This is a genomic window from Candidatus Nomurabacteria bacterium (genome assembly GCA_020631905.1).
Taxonomy (GTDB): domain Bacteria; phylum Patescibacteriota; class Saccharimonadia; order Saccharimonadales; family VXPC01; genus JACKGQ01.
In genome coordinates this window covers 605,551-626,272 of record JACKGQ010000001.1, presented here as the reverse complement: position 1 = coordinate 626,272, position 20,722 = coordinate 605,551, and the positions used below count along the sequence as shown (strand labels likewise).

Below are 20,722 nucleotides of genomic sequence, written 5' to 3'. Positions count from 1 at the left end.
AACTATAATAAACCCTTTTGCGAGAGTCTATTTTTTACATCCAGGAGCACGTTCATGTAGTTCATTTGGCCAACGTATGGCGATTCGTAAGGACTAAAGTAGGCGTGTACATCTCCATCATTAAAGTATTTTGTGCACATATAGTAAAAGTGATCGCTAGTTTGAAGTTTACGCCAATCATCTATGATCGATTGATCGTTCGAGGCTAATACTGATTCAGCAAGAGCGTAGACTGCGTCAAAAGCTTGAGTCTGCATAGTATTGCCTAGCCAAGCCGTAAGATCTCGTTCGGTATCTGCCCAAGTGATTGTATTGTGAATATCAAGCTCGTCTTTTGCCTCATAAGTTCTGGCTGCTTCGCTGATTGTCATAAAACCAGAGCCTTCTTTTAGACCCCACTTAGACGGAAGATGTGTTAAGAAATCAAAGATGCCACTCTCTTGCCACTGATGCTCACCAAACGTTTCGAAATCCATAAACAAGTTAATGATATCTGCATCTGGTGAACCTTCGTGAATCCAGTAAGTAAACTTATCAGCGCTCATCGGCCACTCAGACCATGTTTGATTACCAAATCTAAAGGCAATATCATCGCTTAAGTGATAATTTTTTACCAATAGCTTTGTCTTGGTCGCATTTAGCGGACGGTACATGTGGTTCGGGCTTCGCCAGCCTAAGACTGGATCCCAGCCCTCGGTTATTACAGCTTCGTACCCCTTGCTATCGCACCAGCTACCTAGCTCGTTATTATAGGCTAACTCAGTATTACGAAAAGAATGTGGCTTATAATTTAGTAATTCTTCACATATTTGAGAATGAGCCTCTACTTGGCGTTCGAATTCTTGACGATCATGGAAAAATGCCAAAGAGTGATAATACGTTTCACCGACTATTTCTACTTTACCAGTATCAACTAGAGCCTTAAAAGAGGCTAGTACATCTGGTCGATGGTCTCTAAGCTGTTCTAGCAACGTGCCAGTTATAGAAAGGCTTAGTTTAAATTCTGGGACAGTGGTCAGAAGGTGTAGTAAGACCTTATTGGTTGGTAGATATGACTTTTCGGAGACTTTGTTAATAATATCGCGATTAGACTCTCTGGATCCGACAGGGGCGGTAAAATAGTCACTCGATTTACCAGCGTCAAAAATAGTGTAATGTCTAACTCTGTAAGGCTGATGAGCATGCAAGTACAAGACTATATTGCTCATGCTAGAACCGCCTCATAGCTATCAATAAAATGTTCACTTGCTGCGTGCCATGTAAGTTGTTTAACTTCTAGCATGGCATTGGCAGTTAAAACTTCGAGCAAACTATCGGAATTAAGTGCCGAAACTATTTGGTTAGCCATTTCTTTTTCGTCCCAATAATCTACTTTGAGGCAATTCTTGAATATTTCAGTAACCCCGCATTGGCGTGTGGCTAAACTCGGTACTCCAAATAAAGCTGCTTCTAGAGGTGTTAAGCCAAAGGGCTCGCTTACGCTTGGTAATAAAAATAAATCAGTTTGTTTAAACGCACTCGACCAATCTGTTCCTCCAACAAACTTATTGGTAAAAAAAACATTTTGCGCTATCCCTAAATCGGCCGCCAACACCTGTAACTCTCGAATCTGTTCTCCGTTACCGGCCATTAACAGGAGTGTTTTTGGACGTTTATCGACAACTTGCTCAAAAGCATGCAGAAGGTTCCATAAACCTTTCTGAATCGTAATTCTACCGATATGAGAAACCACCTTGAAGCCACTTTTTTTAAGTTGCTCAAAAGCAGGGTAACTGTTTTTGCGATCAGCGAGATCGTACATATCGGCATCGATTCGATTGTGAACGACTCTAACTCTATCGGGGTCAACACCGTAATTATTAATGACAAGCTGTCTTGTGTACTCACTAACAGTAATTACTAAGTCTGCCATGCTGAGCCCCATTTGCTCAATTTCATGGACCATTTCGTTGCCTCTACTACCAGCAGTACGATCAAACTCGGTAGCGTGATAATGCATAATCAAGGGTTTGCCACTAATAGCCTTGGCGCGAAGTGCTGCGCTAACAGTCAGCCAATCATGAGCATGGATTACATCGAACTCAGCCATTTTAACTACGTGATCAATACTTCGAGCGTAATTTTGCGTCTGTTCGAATAGATTCTGAAAACTCATCGGCATAAGAGATATTTGTGCAGAGCGCTCCGTAGTATATGCACCAAGGGCTAGTGCAAATTCTTCGACAGCAACTTTAGTCGCAGATGTAACTTTCATGAAGTCTATGTTGTGCTCGGCTTCGTAAGGAACAATAAACTCAATACCAACGCCAGCTTTAGCAAGCCCCTTGCACAACTGGTAGCAAGCGATGCCTAGTCCACCGCTATGATAGGGTGGTAGCTCCCACCCAAGCATTAGTATTTTCATTTTTTTCCTTTTTACATCTATGAGTATAGCTAAAACATAAGCTTAAAAAAACTCTTTAAGAGGGAATTTTTGTAAGTTATACACAACTAACTGCTGTATACTCGTAAACTATGGCAAATAATCCATATTTTGCATCTAGAGTTGAAGCAGGTAAGTCGCTAGCCGAGCGCTTGAGCGACATCTCAAACACAGACGTTACCGTACTTGCTGTCAGTGAAGGATCAGTAATTGTGGCGGCCCAAATAGCCTCAAAGCTACACTGTTTGATTACACTGATTATGACAAAAGCGATTGGTTTGCCTGATGGACTAACAACTATCGGCACAATTGCTGACTCGGGAAAGTTTACAATAAATAAAAGTATCTCGATTGGAGCTCTCGAAGACCTAATGATCGAATATCAAGGCACGATAGAGCTAAGCAAATTGGCTGCGCTTCACGATATGCATGTGTTGGGCGGTAAGAACAATTTGCTCGATAAAAAATTTTTTAGAAATAAAACTGTAATTGTAGTCTCGGATGGCGTAAAGCACGGTAATTTGTTCCAAGCAGCTGCCGACTATTTGCATGATATAAAAATCAAGAAATTAATCTTAGCGACGCCAATTTGTAGTGTTGAAGCGGTAGATAGGCTTCATATCATTGCAGATAGACTCGAGATTATTAGGGCTGTACCAATGTTTTTTACGACTAGCCATTACTACGCCAATAATAACCTACCTAGCAACGAAAAAATTCTCGATTATATTGAAAATATCGTAAATAATTGGCCAGTCGTCTAACTGTCTAAAATTATCGCAATTTCAATATAAATTGAATCATGAAACTCACTCAGACAAGATAACGTCTATGTTTGGCTTCAGTAATTTGTAGGCCTTTCATTTCAATCAACAATCCGAAGATCGCCCCCAACTCGCCAATTTGTGTCCCTTCCTTCAATAATCAGACACATGCCCTCTGTGCATCTAATACACTTTTGAGCAGCATTGTAAATTTAATAATGTTGTACATGGTATAATTATAACATTCGTATTTTGCAGTTGATTTTAGAGTGTTAAGTGTTAATTCACTAATTTGTAAATCAATTCCGCCCTATTATTATGGGATTTATTAACATATCTGTTAACTTTAAACTACATCATATAGAGAGCTTAGCAGATCATGCATTAATGGTTCTCGGTATCCTTTGTTAATATTCCTTCAAAAACTATTTGAAGTATAAATGTTGTCGACAATTGAGTTAGCCCAATAACTGTAAATGAAAATATTAGATTACTATCAGTTTTATTAGCTAGCGCATATAAAGATCCGCCTGTAGCTAAAATTGCTGGTAAAATCCTAGTAATTAGTTCCGATATTATATCGATTACTTTTCGAGATTGTAAATAGTATGAACCTCTAGGCAGATAAATTGCTATCAAGAACAGAGGTATAATTGACGCAACAGATGAGTAATAGTCTGAGTTTGGTTCAAATCTAGGTTCTTTATGTACCCTAGAAAAAACAATCAAGATGTTAAGTATAAGAACACCAATGTATACTGCAAGTGCTGCTTCACTTGCATTTTTCAATATATATTTTTTACTCACTTTTGACATTTTGCATTTACCATTTATTGAAATCTATAACAAATAATATACTAAAGTACCAGTAAAATGGTTTAACTATTTATATTACTTATTGTAAACATAACATAAAAGAACTTAATGATATAATCCTATAAGCCGATATGGGAGGGTATGCGGTTAATACCGTATACTTTATTTTCTTAAGCTTTTTGCTGATAAAGTTTGATAAAAGCTAAAAAGTGGTGACAACGATGGCTAGTTGTTATGCTTTGGTGCCTTAATTATTTACACACAGGAACCATAATAAATTAAGACACAAAGTAAAGGTTCTCTTCATTATCTAAATGAGGATTATTTCTTATGTTTCTTTACCTATTTTTATATTGGTTGAGTTTATTGACCGTGTTCAAAGCCGTATCTCCATCGCGCTCGCCGCGCGGAGTTCGGCTTTGTCCTGTTCTACTTGATAAACAGGACATAAAGAGGGTCATTTCATGAAAAAAGATGATCTAAAACTATTATTTAACCCAATAAGCCAACATGAGGCTATGGAGCTCATCGGCTCAAAAGCAACTGTATATGATGACTACGTTAAGGTTTATATACCCCACGAACCTTACGCAAAGCTGAGAGACGGCTTAGAGCCAATCGGTAAACATGCTAAACAACTAAGCAGCGATTCCGTATATAAAGAATCAAACTTAGAACGAGCTATCAGAAGATCAAGATCTAAAATTAAAGACTATGCCGATGAAGCTAATCATGAAATGAAAAGAGCCCGATCGAATGACCGAGCACTTTTCATGGCAGGGGAGACAGGACTCGAACCTGCAACCAACGGTTTTGGAGACCGCTACTCTACCAATTGAGCTACTCCCCTAAATCTGGCCTTATTCTACTTAACAAGGCTTTGGTTGCAGAACGACTTTTCTTCAATTGTTTCTCTCTTTCTGCAGCCATTTGTTTTGTTAAATATGCTTCGTAATATACAAGTTTTAGTGGCTTGTAGGCACTTGTTGATTTAACCATACCCTTAATATGTTCCGCGTATCTACGTTGTAAGTCTGAAGTACTCCCATAGTAATGCCACCCAGGTTTACCCACAGAGCTAAGGACATAAACGTAATGCACGATGTAATTTTAACGAACCTGCCCCGTGCCTTGCAAGGTACGGGTTGGAGACCGCTACTCTACCAATTGAGCTACTCCCCTAAAAAATGCAAACAAAGTATACATGATTGCTTTAGTCTAGAATAGTTTGTTTATTGGCTATATGTGCTTATACTTTAAACATGCAAACCGACCACAACCTAGCTAACCCAACCTATGAGGATTTAAAAAAGTATTATTTAGCCAGTAAACACGCAAACTACAAAACTTTTCATATTGTCTTAGCGATTCTTGTACTACTGGCAACATTACCGGCAGTAAGTAATCCTACACAATGGTTGATAAGCTTATTGATATCCGAGTTAGCCATTGCAGGCATAATTCGCGTAATTAGATGGTCGGTAATAAAGAGCAAGCGAAATTCATATATATTCCAAGATATCGCTAGTAAAAATCAGCTTACGTTCGTATCTCAATACGTTGCACCGATTAATGGCTTATCCACAAAGTTGAAAATGTTCCAGAGACAGTGGTCGAGCAAAACGATTAACACTAGTTCAGACGTAAGTAACTTACCGATTAATCAGAAGGGTGTAATCTTTAATTCTGGCGATACCAGAGCCTACACGAATATTATCGGAAACGGCACTTTTGCAATATATGATTATGCCTACTCAACCGGTAGTGGGAAAAACCGGACTCGGCATTATTGGCGTGTTGCTAGTTGGCAGTTAAGCCGTCCTTTACCACACCTTTTATTCGACGCGAAAAAAAATAATGTATGGAAATTCACTAATTTACCTGCTGCGTTCGACTCGTCACAAAAAGTCTCTCTCGAAGCTAATTTCGATGACCATTTCAGCTTGTATAGTCCGGAGAACTATAATGTTGATACTCTAAGCTTCATTACTCCCGAAATCATGGATTATTTGATACGCGAACTCGATGGCTTTGATATTGAAATCATAGATGGACAGATCTTTATATATAGTGGCGGTACAGTTAAGCCAAATGAATTCTGGCAACTTTACGCTAAGCTATACGGGCTAGCTAAACATCTCGAAGATAATATAGATTCATATCGAGATCAGCGAGTCACGCAGTTTGCCAGCACAGGTACCGATAGGGTCCAGATAGCTCAACAAGGCCTCAGGCTAAAGCGTTCCAAACTACCAGCGTTTATCGGTGTAATGACTACTTTCTTATACATTACTTTTAGATCTACGAATGGTTTAACGGAATTATCTAATGGTTTTATACTCGCTATTTTTGGCATAGGTATTGCCACCTTCGTATATGCCATTATCGCAGTCAACAAATTTAGAAATAAATAATCTTGTTACAAAATGGCAAAAAAATTTCGCCTTACTCTCCATAGCAAAAGAATTGTAATCGTAATCGACAAAATATTATTGTTAAGGGCTGCCAAAAAACTTCATGGTCGTTTCTGGGGGATAACAGGCTTACTGGGTATAGTGATCGGCTTTACTGCATGCTTCTTAATCGAGCCAAGTTTTTTAAAACTAAATTCTGCTTTTAGCGATTTTAGTAGAGATACTCGCACAGCCCCATACTTTGCTGGATCAATATTTTTAGGAGCTTACGGATTGTGGCGTTGGCGAAATTATCTAGCCAGAACATTTAAAAAACCCGGTGTAATCGTATCTTTAATAAGTCTAACAATCTTAGGCTTGTATGTCGTGGCCTTATTGCCCCTAGCATGGGGTAATGGTCGAGCATATCATCTGCATATGTATGGTTTTAGTCTAGTTGGCCTGAGTATGGCCTTAACTGTGTTTGCTGACACTTTACTTCGTAAAACTAAGAAATCGAGAAATATACGCAAATGGCAAGTTATTAGATTTTTTTCATTGGCATGCATATTAGTTGGTGGCGTTATTACCGCGCTTTCGACTGAAATTAACAATATATTAGGTCTAGCACTTGTAGGAGAAAGCTTGATTTTATTCGGTTATGGCATATGGGTAATTACAAAAACCTATCAGGGCGAAGGACCAAGTTCGAGACTATCGCAGATTCTGAATAGAGTTATCGTGGTTGAATAAATGATCGGTTATTGATATAAATACAAGGGTGAAAAACAAGTTATCTCGACCAGTCTTGTTTACTTTTGTCGGATTGCCAGGATCTGGTAAAACTTTCTTATCACGTCAACTTGCGGATAAGCTTGAAGCAGTCCATATTAGCGCCGAAGAGATCAGGTTTGAACTTTTCGAAAAACCAACTTTCAGCCCAGAAGAAGAAGGCGTCGTAAAACATATGATGCTTATGATGACTGAGCGATTTCTAAATGCAGGCTTGTCGGTGGTCTACGATGTATCGTTAAACAAATTGGCCGATCGTCGTGAAATCAAAAATATCGCTTCAAAACTCAAGGCAGAGACCATGTTGATCTGGCAACAAATCGACCCTCAGACAGCTTTTTCAAGAGTATCTAGTCGATCCGAAAAAAACTCCGATAATAAATTCGCAGTCCGCCTCGATAAAGATACATTTAAAGAAATTAGTACACATATTCAAACTCCTACGAACGAAGAAGCAGTTGTTGTTAGTGGAAAACATAGCTTTACTGGTCAACTAGCTTCGATCATAAGACGGCTTTTCGAACTTCAGTTGATCGAAGACCGCAGCCTCTCAAAGCATTTGCCAAATCCGGGAATGTTTAACCTAATTGCTCAAACTCAGACAAACCTTCAGCGTCGCAATGTTCGCATTGGCTAATGGCTACAAAATCTGTTTCACATAACATCTTAGGCAGAGTTGACTATGTAAAACGGCGTGGTCAAAAGAATATCAAGATTAGAGTACTGCACGATCGAGTGCTGGTTAGCATGCCATATTACACTCCGATAAAGTTGGCCAATCAATTTCTAAATTCCAAGATTCAATGGATTAAAGATAATCGGCCCGTTACTCATCAAATTAACGACGGCATGACAATTGGTAAAAGTAGAGTGTTGCGACGGAGTACAAGTACATACAATAAATCTCGCTTGAACGATAAAGAAATTATTGTAAGTGGTTCGGATGCGTTTGTTGAAAAAGTGATACTACGTGTCTTGAAAAACGATGCCGAAACACTCTTAACCGAAAGAGTGAACACGATAAGTAATCAATTAAACCTTACATACACAGATTTGAAATTCCGTCGCCTTAAGAGCAGATGGGGAAGCTGTGATCATCAAAAACGAATTACTTTGAACGTTCTTCTGGTACAGCTACCATGGGAACTAATTGATTATGTGATCGTACACGAGCTTTGCCACACAGTAGAGCTAAACCATTCTCACAAATTCTGGGAAACAGTTAGTGTTTTTAATTCAAATTATAAAAGCTTGCGTAAACAACTTCGTGCTTACGCGCCAGTGATATACAATACTGCTTATGTCGATAAAACCTAAAAATAATTTTTTACAGAGAAAAGACATTGAACATCTCCGACTTGTTAGCCTAATTAATAGCATGGCTGATGGCGTTTTAGCTGTCGACGAACACGCCAAAGTTGTAATGTTCAACGGTGCAGCTTTAGATGTTCTTGATGTCAATAACATTAAGGCCAAATCGGCATTAAAACAGATCTTAAAGCCGATCGATAAAAACGGCCAAGCAGTAGACATTACCCAGATGGTTCAATCGACTACAACCCAAGTAACTAACCGCGACCTAAGGCTTCAATATTCCGACGGTAGCTACATAAACCTATACCTGAGCATCGCCCCTGTCCATTTAGGTTATGGCTCCGTGGGTGGCCGAGGCTATGTGTTATTGCTACGCGACATAACTCGAGAAAAATCACTCGAGGAAGAGCGCGATGAGTTTATAAGTGTTGTTAGTCATGAGCTGCGTACACCAATCGCCATCGCTGAGGGTAACTTGAGTAATGTAGTTTTTTTGAGTCAAAAACACGATTTGCCTCAACCTATCAACGAAGCTATTAAGCAGTCCTACGATCAAATAATCTTGTTAGCTAGCATGATTAACGACTTGTCTACTTTGTCTAGAGCAGAGAGAGGGGTCTTAAAAATTGAACCAGAAGACATCAACGTCAACGAAATGATTACCTTACTCGCCAAAGAATACACGGCATCTGCTAGCGCAAAAAATCTTCAAGTAAAAACTGATATCGATCCAAATCTAGAGCTCCTTCACAGCAGCAAACTTTATGTTAGAGAGATACTTCAGAATTTTATTACTAACTCGATTAAATACACGCAAAGTGGCTACATCTTAATTGCTGCAAAATCTGCCAATGGCGGTGTTCAGTTCGAAGTTTCTGATACGGGCATAGGCATTAGCAAAGCCGATCAAGAACGAGTTTTTGACAAGTTCTTTCGAAGCGAAGACTATCGAACCCGCCAAAGTAACGGCACAGGTTTGGGACTATATGTCACAATGAAATTAACTCGAATACTAAATGCAAGTATAGATCTAGAAAGTAAATTGAACGAAGGCAGCACATTCAAAATATTTGTCCCAAATATAAAACAACAGTAATATATTTAGCATAAACGTAATCGATAGAACGAGGTGAGAACGTGGATTCTAGTCAATCAACAAATAACGATAATCCAAATCATAGCTCCGAAAAAGTTCAACAGCCTACTCCCACTGAAGCGATTGATTTGCAAGACTTAAAACCCTTACCGATTAAAACAAGCCACACTAAACTATATCTGATTGTTGGGTGTCTATTTGCTGTTTGCGCTATAGTGTTTGGATCTCTGCTGTATTGGCAAAAACAAAAGTCTAAAGACGAGAACGCTTTACAAACAGATACATCACAGAAGTCTGTAGAAACCCAGCAAAATTCTGACAAAAACGATGCGCAAACTGATCAAACTCAAATAAATTATTCTACATTCGAAACTGACTTGCTCGATCTGGCTGCTGATTCAAAACATGCAGACGAACCAATAGCAACGGTAATCAGTAGTAAAATTAATGAGTTAATCGATGTGCCTGCAAATTTCAGTATTGTTTACCCTGGTGTTTCAGCTACAGTTCCAAAAAACGCAGAATTGGTCGATTTAGGCGACGGGATTCTTGCCATCCTAGTTGATAATGGCTATAAACTTAGTCCAAAATCTAATTACGAGTTAGATTATTCTAAGGATGATCTACGCTACGCATCGGGGGTATACGAAAACGATACCCAAGAATGTATAGTCGCTCTGGGAGTTGATCAACTCAGCGTTACGTGTATTGAAAAAGCAGCTGCAGATAAAGTCGATACAAGCCTAATAGGTGAACTATATGCTGCATACCGTGATGACCATAACTCAGCATCAGAGATAGATTACCAACCGATGATAGCAGCGCCAGATAAAGTCGTAGACATCGACGGTGCCCAGCGAGTCAAAACGAGTTTAGGAAGCTACGATGAATCCAACGGTGTATATATTTATCTACCTAGCGGTGGAGGTATTGATTTTTACCGAATTAATGCTCAAGACCAATGGCAAATAATTTACACAGGACAGAGCATAAAAAAATGCACAGACTACCCATCGAATAGTGCACTAGTCCTGTACGAGGAAGACACCTGCTTGGACAATGAGAGTAAACAAACAACTGTAGCGAAATATTACGCCAACTAAATCTTAGGAAGCGCCTTATATACCCGCATAACTGGTAGACAGACGTTCCGGCCTTTCCAGAACACTTTACCAAATTCGTATTTAATCATAGATATATTAATCAATACTATTTCGTTAATAAGTAACGGTAGACTCATACATGCTCTAATAAATTGAGTACCCGTAACAGTTTGTTCAGATATGTATACAGACAAAGATAAAAGCAAGATACTCGCGCCAGAAAGTATCGGAGAATAAAACAACAGTGATAATGGCCCTAAGCCAATAACTGCCAACATAATACTAAATACCGCCACGCGCTCTAAGCGACGCTTACACTGCGGATAGCGCTGTACAATGGCAGTCTCTCTCTGGGCTTGATAGGATTTGGCACTGTATACCTGGATGTTAAGTTTATTCGCAAGCCAGAAACGGTAGCCTGTACCAGATGCACGTGCTATGTGTCGTTCCGGTATGATTGATCTACTAACACCTTTGAATCCACCAAATTTATTTAATGCATCGGCTGAAACGACCCAGAAAGAACTTAGAACTGGTGGCTTTTTAGTTAATCTCCTCGGTAAACTGAACTCCCAGAAATAGCGAAGTGGTGCTGTTAGACTTTGTCGAGTACCCTCAGCTCGCATTGGTAATACTGAAACCATTTTTATATTTGTGCCTGACATGTGCTCAATAACATTCTTGATTGTATGTTGACCAACTCTGATGTCGGCTCCAAGGAAAACCAAATATTCTCCATCGGCCTGTTGGCGCAGAGATTCATATGCGAAATTTTTTCCAAGCCACTCATCGTCGGGTTGTTTGCCGGCGATGAAACGAACCCCTTTATTGGCGAACTGCTTGATAATATCTGCTGTTCGCTTATTTCCGGAACAATCGTCCAAAACAATAATCTCAAGTTTCGGGTAATTACTGGCCACAAGGCTATCTAGGCATTCTAACAGCTCCTCAGTTTCATCTCTTGCTGGAACTAAAACACTTACAGAAGGTAATTGAGCATCTACTAGAGAGTGCTTTGCCTTAGGTGCTCTAAACGTTTTCCAAGATCGCAAAGAAAAATACGCTAAGCTCAAATTAATACCGAGGATAAACACAAGAAAAACCTCTAAGTTAATCTGGATATCAAGCATGTCCATAACACCGATTATCGCCATCAATATCGACAAAATACTCACGGTTCTTAAAGTCGACCGAAATAAACGGCGATATACAACACGCCCATATATTAACTTGATCAGATTAACAATCGAATATAGCGTTATTAAAGCAATTACAATCATATAAATCGCTCGAGTATCTGTTGCAATAAACCTATCCCCAAAAACTTTAAAGCAAAAGTAAAGTAACGCTAAATTCATCACGAGCGCGAAGCTACCGATTACACGTCTACTGATATTATTTTTTACTTGCCAGACAGCAAGAATTTCTAAAACAATGCATCCTAGCAATATATTAAGTATAAGCATAGGCTTTAGTATACCTTGATTCCGGATACATAGAAGTGTATAATGGCACCTTGACGGATGCATTAGCATCCTTTTTATTTGTAAAAAGAGGTGATATGGCCGATAAGAAAACCACTCGGATAAAAAAAATCAAAAGCAAACCAGAGACAGTCCGTGAGCGCGCCGCCAAACAAAACGCAAAGACAGCCCCACGCAAGCGGAAAATGCCTGGCTCAAATAAGCTTGCCGACAGTAAATCAAAAGTTGCTGAGTTTCTCGGGCAATCGGTACAAACTCATACGCATAGCGAGCAGAGTCGCTGGTCTTTTATAACGAAATCAAGACATTTCGTGCCGGCATATTTTCGTAATTCTTGGACCGAACTTAGAAATGTTACATGGCCAAAATTACCTGAAGCATTGCGCTTAACTCTAGCTGTAATTCTATTTGCTAGTATATTTGCTATCTTTATTTCTGGACTTGACTGGCTACTAGACAAACTTTTCCAAGAACTTATTCTCAATGAATCTCAAAATATTAAAGAATTCTTGAAAGGAATATTCTAAATGACTAAGAAACGTTATGATTCGACAAAACAATGGTATGCAATTCATACCTATAGTGCCTACGAAGAGAAAGTGGCCGAGGCTATTAGGCAACGCGCCGAGAGCCTTGATATGAAGGATAAGATAATCGATGTTTTAGTGCCAAAAGAAAAACAAATCGAAATTAAAAATGGTAAGCGCCGAGTTGTCGAAAAACGAATTTTTCAAGGTTATGTACTTGTGCAGATGAAAATGAGCGAGGAAGCCTGGTTTATCGTACGCAACACACCAAACGTGACAGGCTTTGTTGGCAGTGGCACAGAACCAACCCCAATCGGTAAAGACGAAATAGAAAAAATCATGAAACGCATGGGTGTTGATCAACCTAAACACAAAATTGACTACAAGCCAGGCGACGTTGTCCAGATTATTGATGGACCTTTCCGTGATCAAGAAGGTGCTGTTAGCGAAGTCGATGCGCAAAAAGGCAAGATTAAGGTCTTGGTCAACATGTTTGGTCGTGAAACTCCCGTAGAGCTCGATAGCCTACAGGTTAAACGCCCATAGTTAAAGCTGTTCTGCAGACTATTCGAGGCTAGGTTGTCGTGTATACTGCGAGTATGGATAATCAACTCGTAGATGTCATAGCCAAAGATTACAGCCTTAAGTCAACACACAAATTCATCGAAGCCAACATTCATTACAAAAAATGTAGCTTTGTCGGAGTAGATTTAACCGAATCCTCTTATGTGAGAGTGAAATTTAGTGATTGTAATTTTACTGGAACGAATTTAGCCAAGGTTAACCTTAAACAGGTAGAATTCTACGGATGCAAAATCGATACAGCATCATTTTTGCAAGGTACTTTTAAATCAGTCACTTTCAACAACTGTATAATCAACGACACATTATTTTGCGAAGCAAGCGTACTTAAGCTATTAAGATTCGCCGATTGCGAGTTGAGTAAACTCGATATGCGTGCAATGGTAGTTAAAGACAAGATCGATTTTCGAGATTCGACCTTAAGTGATATTTGGGGTATATCGTCACTTAAACAGGTAATCATATCAGCGTCTCAACTAACAATGATATCTCCGGTTCTGGCCTTAGAAGCCGGGATATCTGTGACAGATTAAACAATTAAGACTAAGATTGGACAAATTTCTTATCTTTTAGTATAATCTTGCGGTTACGCACAAGATGAACGCAGGAATGCTTCAACTGCAGTTTTATCAATAAATCTTGGAGAAAATACATGGCAGATGCCAATCCTATAAAAGCTAATTTAAAAATGAAAATTCGAGCTGGACAAGCAAGTGCAGCCCCACCTGTAGGTAGTACGCTTGGACAGCACGGTGTAAACATGATGGATTTCATTAATCCGTTTAACGACGCCACCAAAGACCGTCAGGGTGAAGAATTAACTGTACACATTACTATTTTCGAAGATCGAACTATGAAATGGCGTATTGTTGGCATGCCAACTGATGATTTAATTCGCAAAGCCCTGGGAGTAGACAAAGGAAGCGGTGAACCAAATAAAACCAAACTTGCCAAAAAGTTAAGCCAATCACAACTTCAGGAAATTGCCGAAAAGAAAGCCGTTGATATGAATACAAATCGTATAGATTCTGTTAAAAATATGGTTGCCGGCACCGCTCGCAGTATGGGCGTCGAAGTCGAATAACACTGGTAGGGAGGTGAGTATCAGAAAACCACATCCAATCGATAGCTTTGAATACGCACTAGACGATCAAGAAAATCTCGATGAACGCAAACAACGCATTTTAAGTATATTCGAAAAAATGCGTGAGATGACCCACGACGAGTTAGTTGAGTTTTGGCATAAGTTAATACTCGAAGAGGCTGAACTTATTCATGAGCTGCGCAACGAAAACCAGGTTTTGGCGAGCATTATGGGTAGTTCCGGCCTGCAACTTGTTTCTGATGATTCGACCAGTGATGACAATGACCAACAGCCAGTTGAAGAAAAACAATAAATTTAGTACAATACATCTGTTAAATAAATTTTGTGGGAGTGCTTAAGAATACGCACGTTTGAACCACGAAGGAGAAACTATGGCTGAAACCAAAGCCGATCTAATTATCAAAGCAAAAGAATTAGGTATTGTACATGTCAATACCTCTAATACTATGGCTGAACTACGAGAACTCATAGCTCAAGCCGAGCCCAACAAACACGATAAAGAAGCTCTGCCAACCGATGAGCACGAAGCTGTAGTAGCTAAGGCAGGTAAACGCAGCGCTAAGGCTCTAGCCGAAGCAGAAGAAAAGGTTGCAAAAGAAGCTCGAAAAGCCGAGTCTGCCGAATTACCTGATCCAATTAAGAAAAATCCGGCTCCAAAGACGCGAACTCGTTTAGAGCGACGTGGTAAAAAATATCGAGAGCTAGTAAAACTAATCGATAATAATCAAACATATAATTTAGCCCAAGCTCTAGAATTAGCTTGCAAAACTTCGACCGTAAAGTTTGATGCAAGCGTCGAACTACACATTCGTTTAAATGTCGATCCTAAGCATGCCGACCAAAACATCCGTGACTCAATTGTTTTACCAGAAGGAACTGGCAAAACACTTCGAGTAGCAGTTTTTGCAGATGAAGCGGATGTAAAAAAAGCATTAACAGCTGGTGCTGATATTGCTGGAAGCGACGAATTCTTACAGCAGCTAGATAAAGAAGAAATTAATTTTGATGTGCTTGTTGCAACTCCGCCAATGATGGTCAAATTAAGTAAGTACGCAAGATTACTCGGACCAAAAGGTCTAATGCCAAATCCTAAAAGCGGTACCGTAACTACAGATGTTGCTAAAGCAGTCAAAGAATCAAAAGGTGGTAAGGTAGAATACCGAGTAGATGAAAGCGGAATTGTGCACATAGGCATAGGTAAAGTGAGTTTTGGTGCAGCCAAGCTAAATGTTAATGCCAAAGCAGTAATTGAAAGCGTCCAAAACAACAAACCAAGTAGCGTAAAAGGTGTTTACGTACTTAGTTGTTTTACCACAACTACCATGGGACCTTCTATCAAGTTTGAAATGTAGTCATATCTAGAGACTGCTAAGCAACCTATTCGAGCCCATAAATGGGCTCGTTTTTTTGACTGAGACTAATTCATAAATAATTACAACAGACAGTTTGATTTGAAAAAGCTATAGTTTAAGCACTATGGAGGAACCGCAAGCGCACACTGCGGGTGGGGTGTATAGCAATACACAGATCTTCACCGCTCATCTAAACGGGCATATTGTTTGTGAGCCATTTAACCCCGATAACGTATCCCATGCTAGCCTTGATGTTACCTTGGGCTACTACTATTTTAGAGCCGAGCAACAAAATCGACGAACTATATATAACCCATTTGATCGTGAAGACGTTGAACGATATTTTGATGGCCCATACAAGGCGATGCCGCATAAGAAATGGATCGAGCTACATGGGTTTAAGCCATTGTTAAACATTCCAGACGATCATCCAGTTATCGCCGTAGGTCCAAATGAAAGAATCCTTGCCCATACACATGAGTTTTTTGGTATTAAGCCCCCAGGAGCATTTACTTTACACGCCCGTAGTTCTTGGGCACGCAACGGAGTGGCTGTTTGTTTCGATGCCGGCTGGGTAGATCCAGGTTACATAAATCGTTTAACTCTAGAAATATATAACCTAAACGAGCACGAGACTGTTTTGATTCCTGTAGGCGAACGAATTGCCCAAGCAGTATTTCACCACACCGGCAAAGTTGATGGCGACTATGGTCTTGGGCGCAAAGCTGTTGCATCCGGAAAGTACCAACAAGGTACTGATCTAGAGAATCTAATTAAGACATGGACACCAGATATGATGCTGCCAAGATCTTATCTAGACACTAGACGTTTACCATTGCCTATTGAAGGGTGCATGTATGACTGAGCGTGGACTCTACATAGTTATCGAAGGTGGACAGGGAGTCGGCAAAACTACCCAGGCAAGCATGTTGGCTCAAGCCCTAACTGCAAGTGGTATGAGTGTCAAGATAATGCGTGAACCCGATAGCCAGACAGATGCAGTAGCTCGTCAGCTGCGACGCTTAACTCAAAACCCGGAGTACGACCTAAGTAAGCGTACTGAGGTTCTTTTATACAACGCGGCTCGCAGTCAGAGCTTAGATAAAATCAAAATGTATGTCGACAATGGAATTGTCTGTATAGTTGACAGAAACTATATATCGACTTTAATTAATCAATATTATCTAGACGCTGATAAACCTCTAGATTACTCGCAGATCGACTTAATCAATTCTTTTGCAACAGAAGTAATTAACCCAGACGTACTGCTAATTTTAGACGCACCCGTAGAGATGTTGGTACAACGTAAGCAAAGTGCTGATAAAGGTGAGCGATTCGACAACTTGTCATCATCTCTTTTAGAAAATGCTCGTAGCGGTTATCTCCAAGAGGCAAAAAATCGCAACATACCGGTAATCGACGCTTCCCGCCCTACGCACGATGTGCACCAAGAGATCGTAACACATGTTCAGTATGCAATTAATCTTGTAGGCGATAAGCAAGTAAAACAATCTGTACCGGTCGCTGCTACGTTAAGAAACGAGTCGGAAATTTCTATAGGCACAATTTCCAATCCTAAAACAGATCACAAACATAACCTATCAGATGTCGTTACAGATACAAAATCGAACATTTACGCAATAACAGAAAACCTTAGTCCCACAACCGCCGCTGCAGCAATGGCACGGTTAAGCCGACGTGGTGATGATATGAGAACAATATTAGTAGATGAATTTCTAGACCAAAAAGGTAGTGATAGTGATTTACTGAGGCGAGTTATTACAGCTTACGGCGACGACTCAGTCCAGCAGTTGAATGGTCTACATGTAGTCGTAGAACGCGCCAGTAATTTGCTAACTAAAAAAATTGAATGGGGCAGATTAGCGGCTTACTTAGAGCAATCAACCCGGTATATCTTTTACGATCAAAAAGATGCAGATGGAAAGTATAAATATTTTACGCCTCAAGAGATAACCGATGGTTTTAGAGAACTTTATATTACGACTCTCGATAGTATATTTGATCGCTATAGTCAGATAGTTCGGGAATTATACGAATATGTCCAGAATAATTCACAAGTACCTAAGAAAGAGCAAGATGCAGCTTGGAAATCGGCCTGTCGCGCTCAAGCATGCGATGCAGCCCGAGGCTTACTGCCGGTCGCCACAACTAGTACTGTAGGTATCTATGCGAGCGCCCAAAGTTACGACAATATGATAATGCGCTTACTAGCCGACCCTACCGCCGAAGCCCGACATACAGGTCAAAAAATACTCGAAGAAGTTCGTAAGCTTGCACCAGCATTTTTTGAACGCACCGACCAACCTGGCAAAGGTGCCTCCAGGAGTAATTACCAATACACTAACTCGCTTAAAATGCGTCAACACGCACAAGAGCTACCACTACCAACAGAACTCCCAGAAGATATCCAACTCACAAGCTACTGGCCACATAATGAGCTCGAGATCGTGCCTCACATGCTGTATAGCTTTAGCGACCTGTCAGAAAGTGCGATTGTATCAGAGATTAGCCAAAGGAGTTACGACGAGAAAACTCGTATTTTCGAGGACTACATCGGTGAGCGCTTGAATCGACGTATGAAACCTGGCCGGGCATTTGAAAGAATTAGCTATAGTTTCGACATAGTTAGCGATTACGGAGCATTCAGAGATCTACAACGACACCGGATTGTGAGCGACCTCGAATGGCAAGAACTCACTCCAAAATATGGTTTCGATATACCGGAGTTGGTTGAAAAAGCTGGATTGTCGGATATTTATGAGAGCTGTTTCGACGATTCTGCAATGATCTATTCAAAACTTTTCGAAGAATATGGAAGCGTTGTGGCTCAATATGTAACACTACTAGGTCATAGAATGCGTTGGAAGCTTACTGTAAATGCCCGGGAAGCTTTTCATTTTATCGAGCTACGTTCTTCGCCGCAAGGCCATAGAAACTATCGGCGGATCGCCCAAAAGATGCACCAATTAATTTCTGACGTCCATCCACTAACTGCAGGCGCGATGATTTTTGTTAATAAAGACGAAGATCCAGAACTGACTCGACTTGCAGCCGAGAAATACACTCAGAGCAAGCTAGCAAAACTTCAAGACACAAAACACTAGCAATTAGCTGCTTGTTTAGATATAGAATTTCTGTTATAATTCGGTCACGTAGCTAAAGACAGCGACTGTGGTAACACTTAATTTGTCGCCTAAGCACCACTTAGTTTTTTGGTGTAAAGCACGTTGGAATCAGGCCACTTATTTTATAAGTGAAAGTCGAGCGTGATTCTTAATATATCTATAAAGGAGACATTATGGCTCTTTCGAGAGATAAAAAACAACAGATTGTTAGTGAGCTAACAGAACTGCTAGCAAACTCAAAAATGACTGTGATAGCCAAATACGAAGGTATCACCGTTAAACAAATTCAAGAACTTCGTCGTGATGCAGAAACCAATCACAGTGTAGTTAAGGTTGTTAAGAATCGCTTAGTCAGAAAAGCTATCGAAGCTAATCCTAGCTTAAAAGACGCTGATACGAGCGCCCTGACAAGCATGCTACTGTACGTTTTTAATGCAGATGATGAAGTTGCTGGAGCACAAACGATTAAATCTTTTGTGAAAAACTCTAAAGCTCCATTGGAGTTTGTGGGTGCAATTTCTGCAGAAGGTGCTTTTTTAAGTGCTGAAGAAGTGAAAACTCTAGCTGAATTACCAAGTAAAGAACAGTTGATTGCCGGTGTTATAAACACTCTTAAAAGCCCTGCCACTAACGTGGTTTCGGCCCTCAAAGGCAATTTACTCGGCCTGCTAGATGCAGTTGCCGCCAAAGCAAGTTAAGAAAGGATTCAAAAAATGGCAGAAAAAGTTGATTTAAAAAAGTTTGCCGAACAATTAGTTGGCTTAAGTGTGCTTGAGGTGAACGAACTCAGCACAATCTTAAAAGAAGAGTATGGTATCGAACCTGCAGCAGCAGCTGCAGTTATGACCGCCCCTGCAGCTGCAGGTGAAGCCGGCGCAGAAGAAGCTGGTAAGAGCGAGTTTGATGTAATTCTGAAAGATGCTGGCGCACAAAAAGTTGCCGTCATCAAAGCAGTTAAAGACATCACTGGTTTAGGGCTAGGCGAAGCTAAAGCCATCGTAGACGAAGCTCCAAAAGCTGTTAAAGAAAAAGTAGCAAAAGAAGAAGCCGAGGAGCTTAAAGCTAAGCTTGAAGAAGCTGGCGCTACAGTCGAACTAGCCTAAAAAGCGAAGCTATAGCCAACAATATTTCAGATCCCTTATAGGGGTCTGATTTGTTTATCCACAGTTTTCGAACAAAAAGTTGATTTATAAAAATATTTCTGTTAGCGTATGCATGAACTGTACCTAAAAACAAAAGTGTGAGGCTTTGAGGGCACAGAGAAATGCGAGAAAAATAAAATGTCTGATATACCAGATAAACAAGTGAAAAGATTGCGAGCACTGATAGTCGAAGCAGAGACATCTTTAGCTGCCGCCAAAGAATTATTAGTAAGCTTAGTCGGCGATGATGCACGAGTAAGCGTATCTGCGGTTGACGAAAATATCGGTAAAGTAATAGAAGGTGTATTTGACGGCCAAAATATGGTTGGTAGTGATGGTAAAACATACCCAGTCCCAGCCAATTATGCCAGTAAATCAAAGCTCGTCCAGGGCGACATACTAAAACTGACCATAGCCGATGACGGCGCATTTATGTATAAGCAGATCGGGCCAATACCACGTTTACAGGTTGTTGGAACCCTTGTTCAGCAAGACGGTCATTATTTCGTGGAAACGACTTCTGGTAAAAAATATCGCGTTCTCTTAGCTAGCGTTACCTACTTTAAGGCTAAACCAGGCGACCAAATAAGTGTAAATATACCCGAAGAAGATACCGATGCCGAATGGGCAGCCATCGAAGCCGCACTCTAAGTTGAGCTACCTCTATACACGTCAAGTCTGATT

General features: G+C 40.2%; 23 protein-coding genes and 1 tRNA gene. 18 read left to right on the top strand and 6 right to left on the bottom strand.

Going from position 1 to position 20,722, the window contains the following annotated elements:
- Window positions 1–2: 2 nt before the first annotated feature.
- Both H6798_03220 and H6798_03215 read right to left on the bottom strand, forming a co-directional pair.
- A complete protein-coding gene (locus H6798_03220) occupies window positions 3–1,208 on the bottom strand; it encodes an alpha-amylase (protein ID MCB9821523.1) in 1,206 nt (401 codons plus the stop codon).
- Entirely contained in the window at window positions 1,205–2,404 is a 1,200-nt protein-coding gene (locus tag H6798_03215; protein MCB9821522.1) for a glycosyltransferase family 4 protein, read from the bottom strand. The genes H6798_03220 and H6798_03215 overlap by 4 nt, the downstream gene beginning before the upstream one ends.
- A 110-nt stretch (window positions 2,405–2,514) precedes the next feature.
- Here H6798_03215 and H6798_03210 point away from each other — a divergent pair, with 110 nt between their 5' ends.
- Window positions 2,515–3,186 (top strand): hypothetical protein, encoded by a 672-nt coding sequence (locus H6798_03210; protein MCB9821521.1) that lies wholly within the window; start codon window positions 2,515–2,517, stop codon window positions 3,184–3,186.
- 384 nt (window positions 3,187–3,570) lie between these two features.
- On the opposite strand, the gene H6798_03205 is transcribed toward H6798_03210, so the two are convergent.
- The 3 genes from H6798_03205 to H6798_03195 all read right to left on the bottom strand — a co-directional run bounded on the left by H6798_03205 (window position 3,571) and on the right by H6798_03195 (window position 5,103).
- The gene (locus H6798_03205; protein MCB9821520.1) at window positions 3,571–4,002 is read right to left on the bottom strand and encodes a hypothetical protein; all 432 of its coding nucleotides are present in this window, start codon (window positions 4,000–4,002) and stop codon (window positions 3,571–3,573) included.
- A gap of 774 nt (window positions 4,003–4,776) precedes the next feature.
- Window positions 4,777–4,852: transfer RNA gene (locus H6798_03200), tRNA-Trp, on the bottom strand.
- The gene (locus H6798_03195) at window positions 4,843–5,103 is read right to left on the bottom strand and encodes a GIY-YIG nuclease family protein (GenBank protein MCB9821519.1); all 261 of its coding nucleotides are present in this window, start codon (window positions 5,101–5,103) and stop codon (window positions 4,843–4,845) included. Before H6798_03195 ends, H6798_03200 begins: the two co-directional genes overlap by 10 nt.
- A gap of 161 nt (window positions 5,104–5,264) precedes the next feature.
- Between H6798_03195 and H6798_03190 the strand changes: the two genes are divergently transcribed.
- Genes H6798_03190 through H6798_03165 form a run of 6 tightly spaced genes read left to right on the top strand, consistent with a single transcriptional unit; the run spans window position 5,265 to window position 10,700 of the window.
- A complete protein-coding gene (locus H6798_03190; GenBank protein MCB9821518.1) occupies window positions 5,265–6,416 on the top strand; it encodes a hypothetical protein in 1,152 nt (383 codons plus the stop codon).
- 12 nt (window positions 6,417–6,428) lie between these two features.
- Window positions 6,429–7,148 (top strand): hypothetical protein, encoded by a 720-nt coding sequence (locus H6798_03185; protein MCB9821517.1) that lies wholly within the window; start codon window positions 6,429–6,431, stop codon window positions 7,146–7,148.
- Window positions 7,149–7,176: 28 nt separating this feature from the next.
- A complete protein-coding gene (locus H6798_03180) occupies window positions 7,177–7,824 on the top strand; it encodes an AAA family ATPase (protein ID MCB9821516.1) in 648 nt (215 codons plus the stop codon).
- Window positions 7,824–8,504 (top strand): M48 family metallopeptidase, encoded by a 681-nt coding sequence (locus H6798_03175; protein MCB9821515.1) that lies wholly within the window; start codon window positions 7,824–7,826, stop codon window positions 8,502–8,504. Before H6798_03180 ends, H6798_03175 begins: the two co-directional genes overlap by 1 nt.
- A complete protein-coding gene (locus tag H6798_03170) occupies window positions 8,488–9,597 on the top strand; it encodes a PAS domain S-box protein (protein ID MCB9821514.1) in 1,110 nt (369 codons plus the stop codon). Before H6798_03175 ends, H6798_03170 begins: the two co-directional genes overlap by 17 nt.
- Window positions 9,598–9,638: 41 nt before the next feature.
- Entirely contained in the window at window positions 9,639–10,700 is a 1,062-nt protein-coding gene (locus H6798_03165) for a hypothetical protein (protein ID MCB9821513.1), read from the top strand.
- On the opposite strand, the gene H6798_03160 is transcribed toward H6798_03165, so the two are convergent.
- On the bottom strand, window positions 10,697–12,166 hold the full coding sequence (locus tag H6798_03160) for a glycosyltransferase family 2 protein (GenBank protein ID MCB9821512.1): 1,470 nt from the start codon (window positions 12,164–12,166) through the stop codon (window positions 10,697–10,699). The genes H6798_03165 and H6798_03160 overlap by 4 nt on opposite strands.
- 329 nt (window positions 12,167–12,495) lie before the next feature.
- Between H6798_03160 and secE the strand changes: the two genes are divergently transcribed.
- The 11 genes from secE (at window position 12,496) to H6798_03105 (ending at window position 20,689) form a co-directional block, all read left to right on the top strand.
- Entirely contained in the window at window positions 12,496–12,711 is a 216-nt protein-coding gene (gene secE, locus H6798_03155) for a preprotein translocase subunit SecE (GenBank protein MCB9821511.1), read from the top strand.
- Window positions 12,712–13,257 (top strand): transcription termination/antitermination protein NusG, encoded by a 546-nt coding sequence (nusG, locus tag H6798_03150; GenBank protein ID MCB9821510.1) that lies wholly within the window; start codon window positions 12,712–12,714, stop codon window positions 13,255–13,257.
- Window positions 13,258–13,310: 53 nt separating this feature from the next.
- Window positions 13,311–13,826, top strand: a complete 516-nt coding sequence (locus H6798_03145) for a pentapeptide repeat-containing protein (GenBank protein MCB9821509.1) — start codon at window positions 13,311–13,313, stop codon at window positions 13,824–13,826.
- Window positions 13,827–13,945: 119 nt separating this feature from the next.
- Window positions 13,946–14,377, top strand: a complete 432-nt coding sequence (rplK, locus tag H6798_03140; GenBank protein ID MCB9821508.1) for a 50S ribosomal protein L11 — start codon at window positions 13,946–13,948, stop codon at window positions 14,375–14,377.
- A 13-nt stretch (window positions 14,378–14,390) separates the two neighbouring features.
- Complete coding sequence (locus H6798_03135; protein MCB9821507.1) at window positions 14,391–14,690, top strand: hypothetical protein; 300 nt, start codon at window positions 14,391–14,393, stop codon at window positions 14,688–14,690.
- 79 nt (window positions 14,691–14,769) lie between these two features.
- Window positions 14,770–15,750: a 50S ribosomal protein L1 gene (gene rplA, locus H6798_03130; protein MCB9821506.1), complete on the top strand. Its 981-nt coding sequence runs from the start codon at window positions 14,770–14,772 to the stop codon at window positions 15,748–15,750.
- A 124-nt stretch (window positions 15,751–15,874) separates the two neighbouring features.
- Window positions 15,875–16,615 carry a deoxycytidine triphosphate deaminase gene (locus tag H6798_03125; protein ID MCB9821505.1) on the top strand — a complete coding sequence of 247 codons (741 nt, stop codon included), beginning with the start codon at window positions 15,875–15,877 and terminating at the stop codon, window positions 16,613–16,615.
- Complete coding sequence (gene tmk, locus H6798_03120; GenBank protein MCB9821504.1) at window positions 16,608–18,875, top strand: dTMP kinase; 2,268 nt, start codon at window positions 16,608–16,610, stop codon at window positions 18,873–18,875. Before H6798_03125 ends, tmk begins: the two co-directional genes overlap by 8 nt.
- A gap of 194 nt (window positions 18,876–19,069) precedes the next feature.
- Window positions 19,070–19,594, top strand: a complete 525-nt coding sequence (locus tag H6798_03115; GenBank protein MCB9821503.1) for a 50S ribosomal protein L10 — start codon at window positions 19,070–19,072, stop codon at window positions 19,592–19,594.
- 15 nt (window positions 19,595–19,609) lie between these two features.
- Window positions 19,610–19,999 (top strand): 50S ribosomal protein L7/L12, encoded by a 390-nt coding sequence (gene rplL, locus H6798_03110; protein MCB9821502.1) that lies wholly within the window; start codon window positions 19,610–19,612, stop codon window positions 19,997–19,999.
- A 177-nt stretch (window positions 20,000–20,176) separates the two neighbouring features.
- Window positions 20,177–20,689, top strand: coding sequence for a hypothetical protein (locus tag H6798_03105; GenBank protein MCB9821501.1), 513 nt, complete (start codon window positions 20,177–20,179; stop codon window positions 20,687–20,689).
- Window positions 20,690–20,722: the final 33 nt, after the last annotated feature.

Bases quoted from the DNA above. Each gene is read 5' to 3' on its own strand.
- H6798_03160 (MCB9821512.1), bottom strand. From the start codon at position 12,166: ATGCTTATACTTAATATATTGCTAGGATGCATTGTTTTAGAAATTCTT.
- rplA (MCB9821506.1), top strand. From the start codon at position 14,770: ATGGCTGAAACCAAAGCCGATCTAATTATCAAAGCAAAAGAATTAGGT.
- tmk (MCB9821504.1), top strand. From the start codon at position 16,608: ATGACTGAGCGTGGACTCTACATAGTTATCGAAGGTGGACAGGGAGTC.
- H6798_03190 (MCB9821518.1), top strand. From the start codon at position 5,265: ATGCAAACCGACCACAACCTAGCTAACCCAACCTATGAGGATTTAAAA.
- H6798_03105 (MCB9821501.1), top strand. From the start codon at position 20,177: ATGTCTGATATACCAGATAAACAAGTGAAAAGATTGCGAGCACTGATA.
- rplL (MCB9821502.1), top strand. From the start codon at position 19,610: ATGGCAGAAAAAGTTGATTTAAAAAAGTTTGCCGAACAATTAGTTGGC.
- H6798_03220 (MCB9821523.1), bottom strand. From the start codon at position 1,208: ATGAGCAATATAGTCTTGTACTTGCATGCTCATCAGCCTTACAGAGTT.
- H6798_03215 (MCB9821522.1), bottom strand. From the start codon at position 2,404: ATGAAAATACTAATGCTTGGGTGGGAGCTACCACCCTATCATAGCGGT.
- H6798_03175 (MCB9821515.1), top strand. From the start codon at position 7,824: ATGGCTACAAAATCTGTTTCACATAACATCTTAGGCAGAGTTGACTAT.
- H6798_03185 (MCB9821517.1), top strand. From the start codon at position 6,429: ATGGCAAAAAAATTTCGCCTTACTCTCCATAGCAAAAGAATTGTAATC.
- H6798_03145 (MCB9821509.1), top strand. From the start codon at position 13,311: ATGGATAATCAACTCGTAGATGTCATAGCCAAAGATTACAGCCTTAAG.
- H6798_03170 (MCB9821514.1), top strand. From the start codon at position 8,488: ATGTCGATAAAACCTAAAAATAATTTTTTACAGAGAAAAGACATTGAA.
- H6798_03125 (MCB9821505.1), top strand. From the start codon at position 15,875: ATGGAGGAACCGCAAGCGCACACTGCGGGTGGGGTGTATAGCAATACA.
- nusG (MCB9821510.1), top strand. From the start codon at position 12,712: ATGACTAAGAAACGTTATGATTCGACAAAACAATGGTATGCAATTCAT.
- H6798_03115 (MCB9821503.1), top strand. From the start codon at position 19,070: ATGGCTCTTTCGAGAGATAAAAAACAACAGATTGTTAGTGAGCTAACA.
- H6798_03210 (MCB9821521.1), top strand. From the start codon at position 2,515: ATGGCAAATAATCCATATTTTGCATCTAGAGTTGAAGCAGGTAAGTCG.
- rplK (MCB9821508.1), top strand. From the start codon at position 13,946: ATGGCAGATGCCAATCCTATAAAAGCTAATTTAAAAATGAAAATTCGA.
- H6798_03205 (MCB9821520.1), bottom strand. From the start codon at position 4,002: ATGTCAAAAGTGAGTAAAAAATATATATTGAAAAATGCAAGTGAAGCA.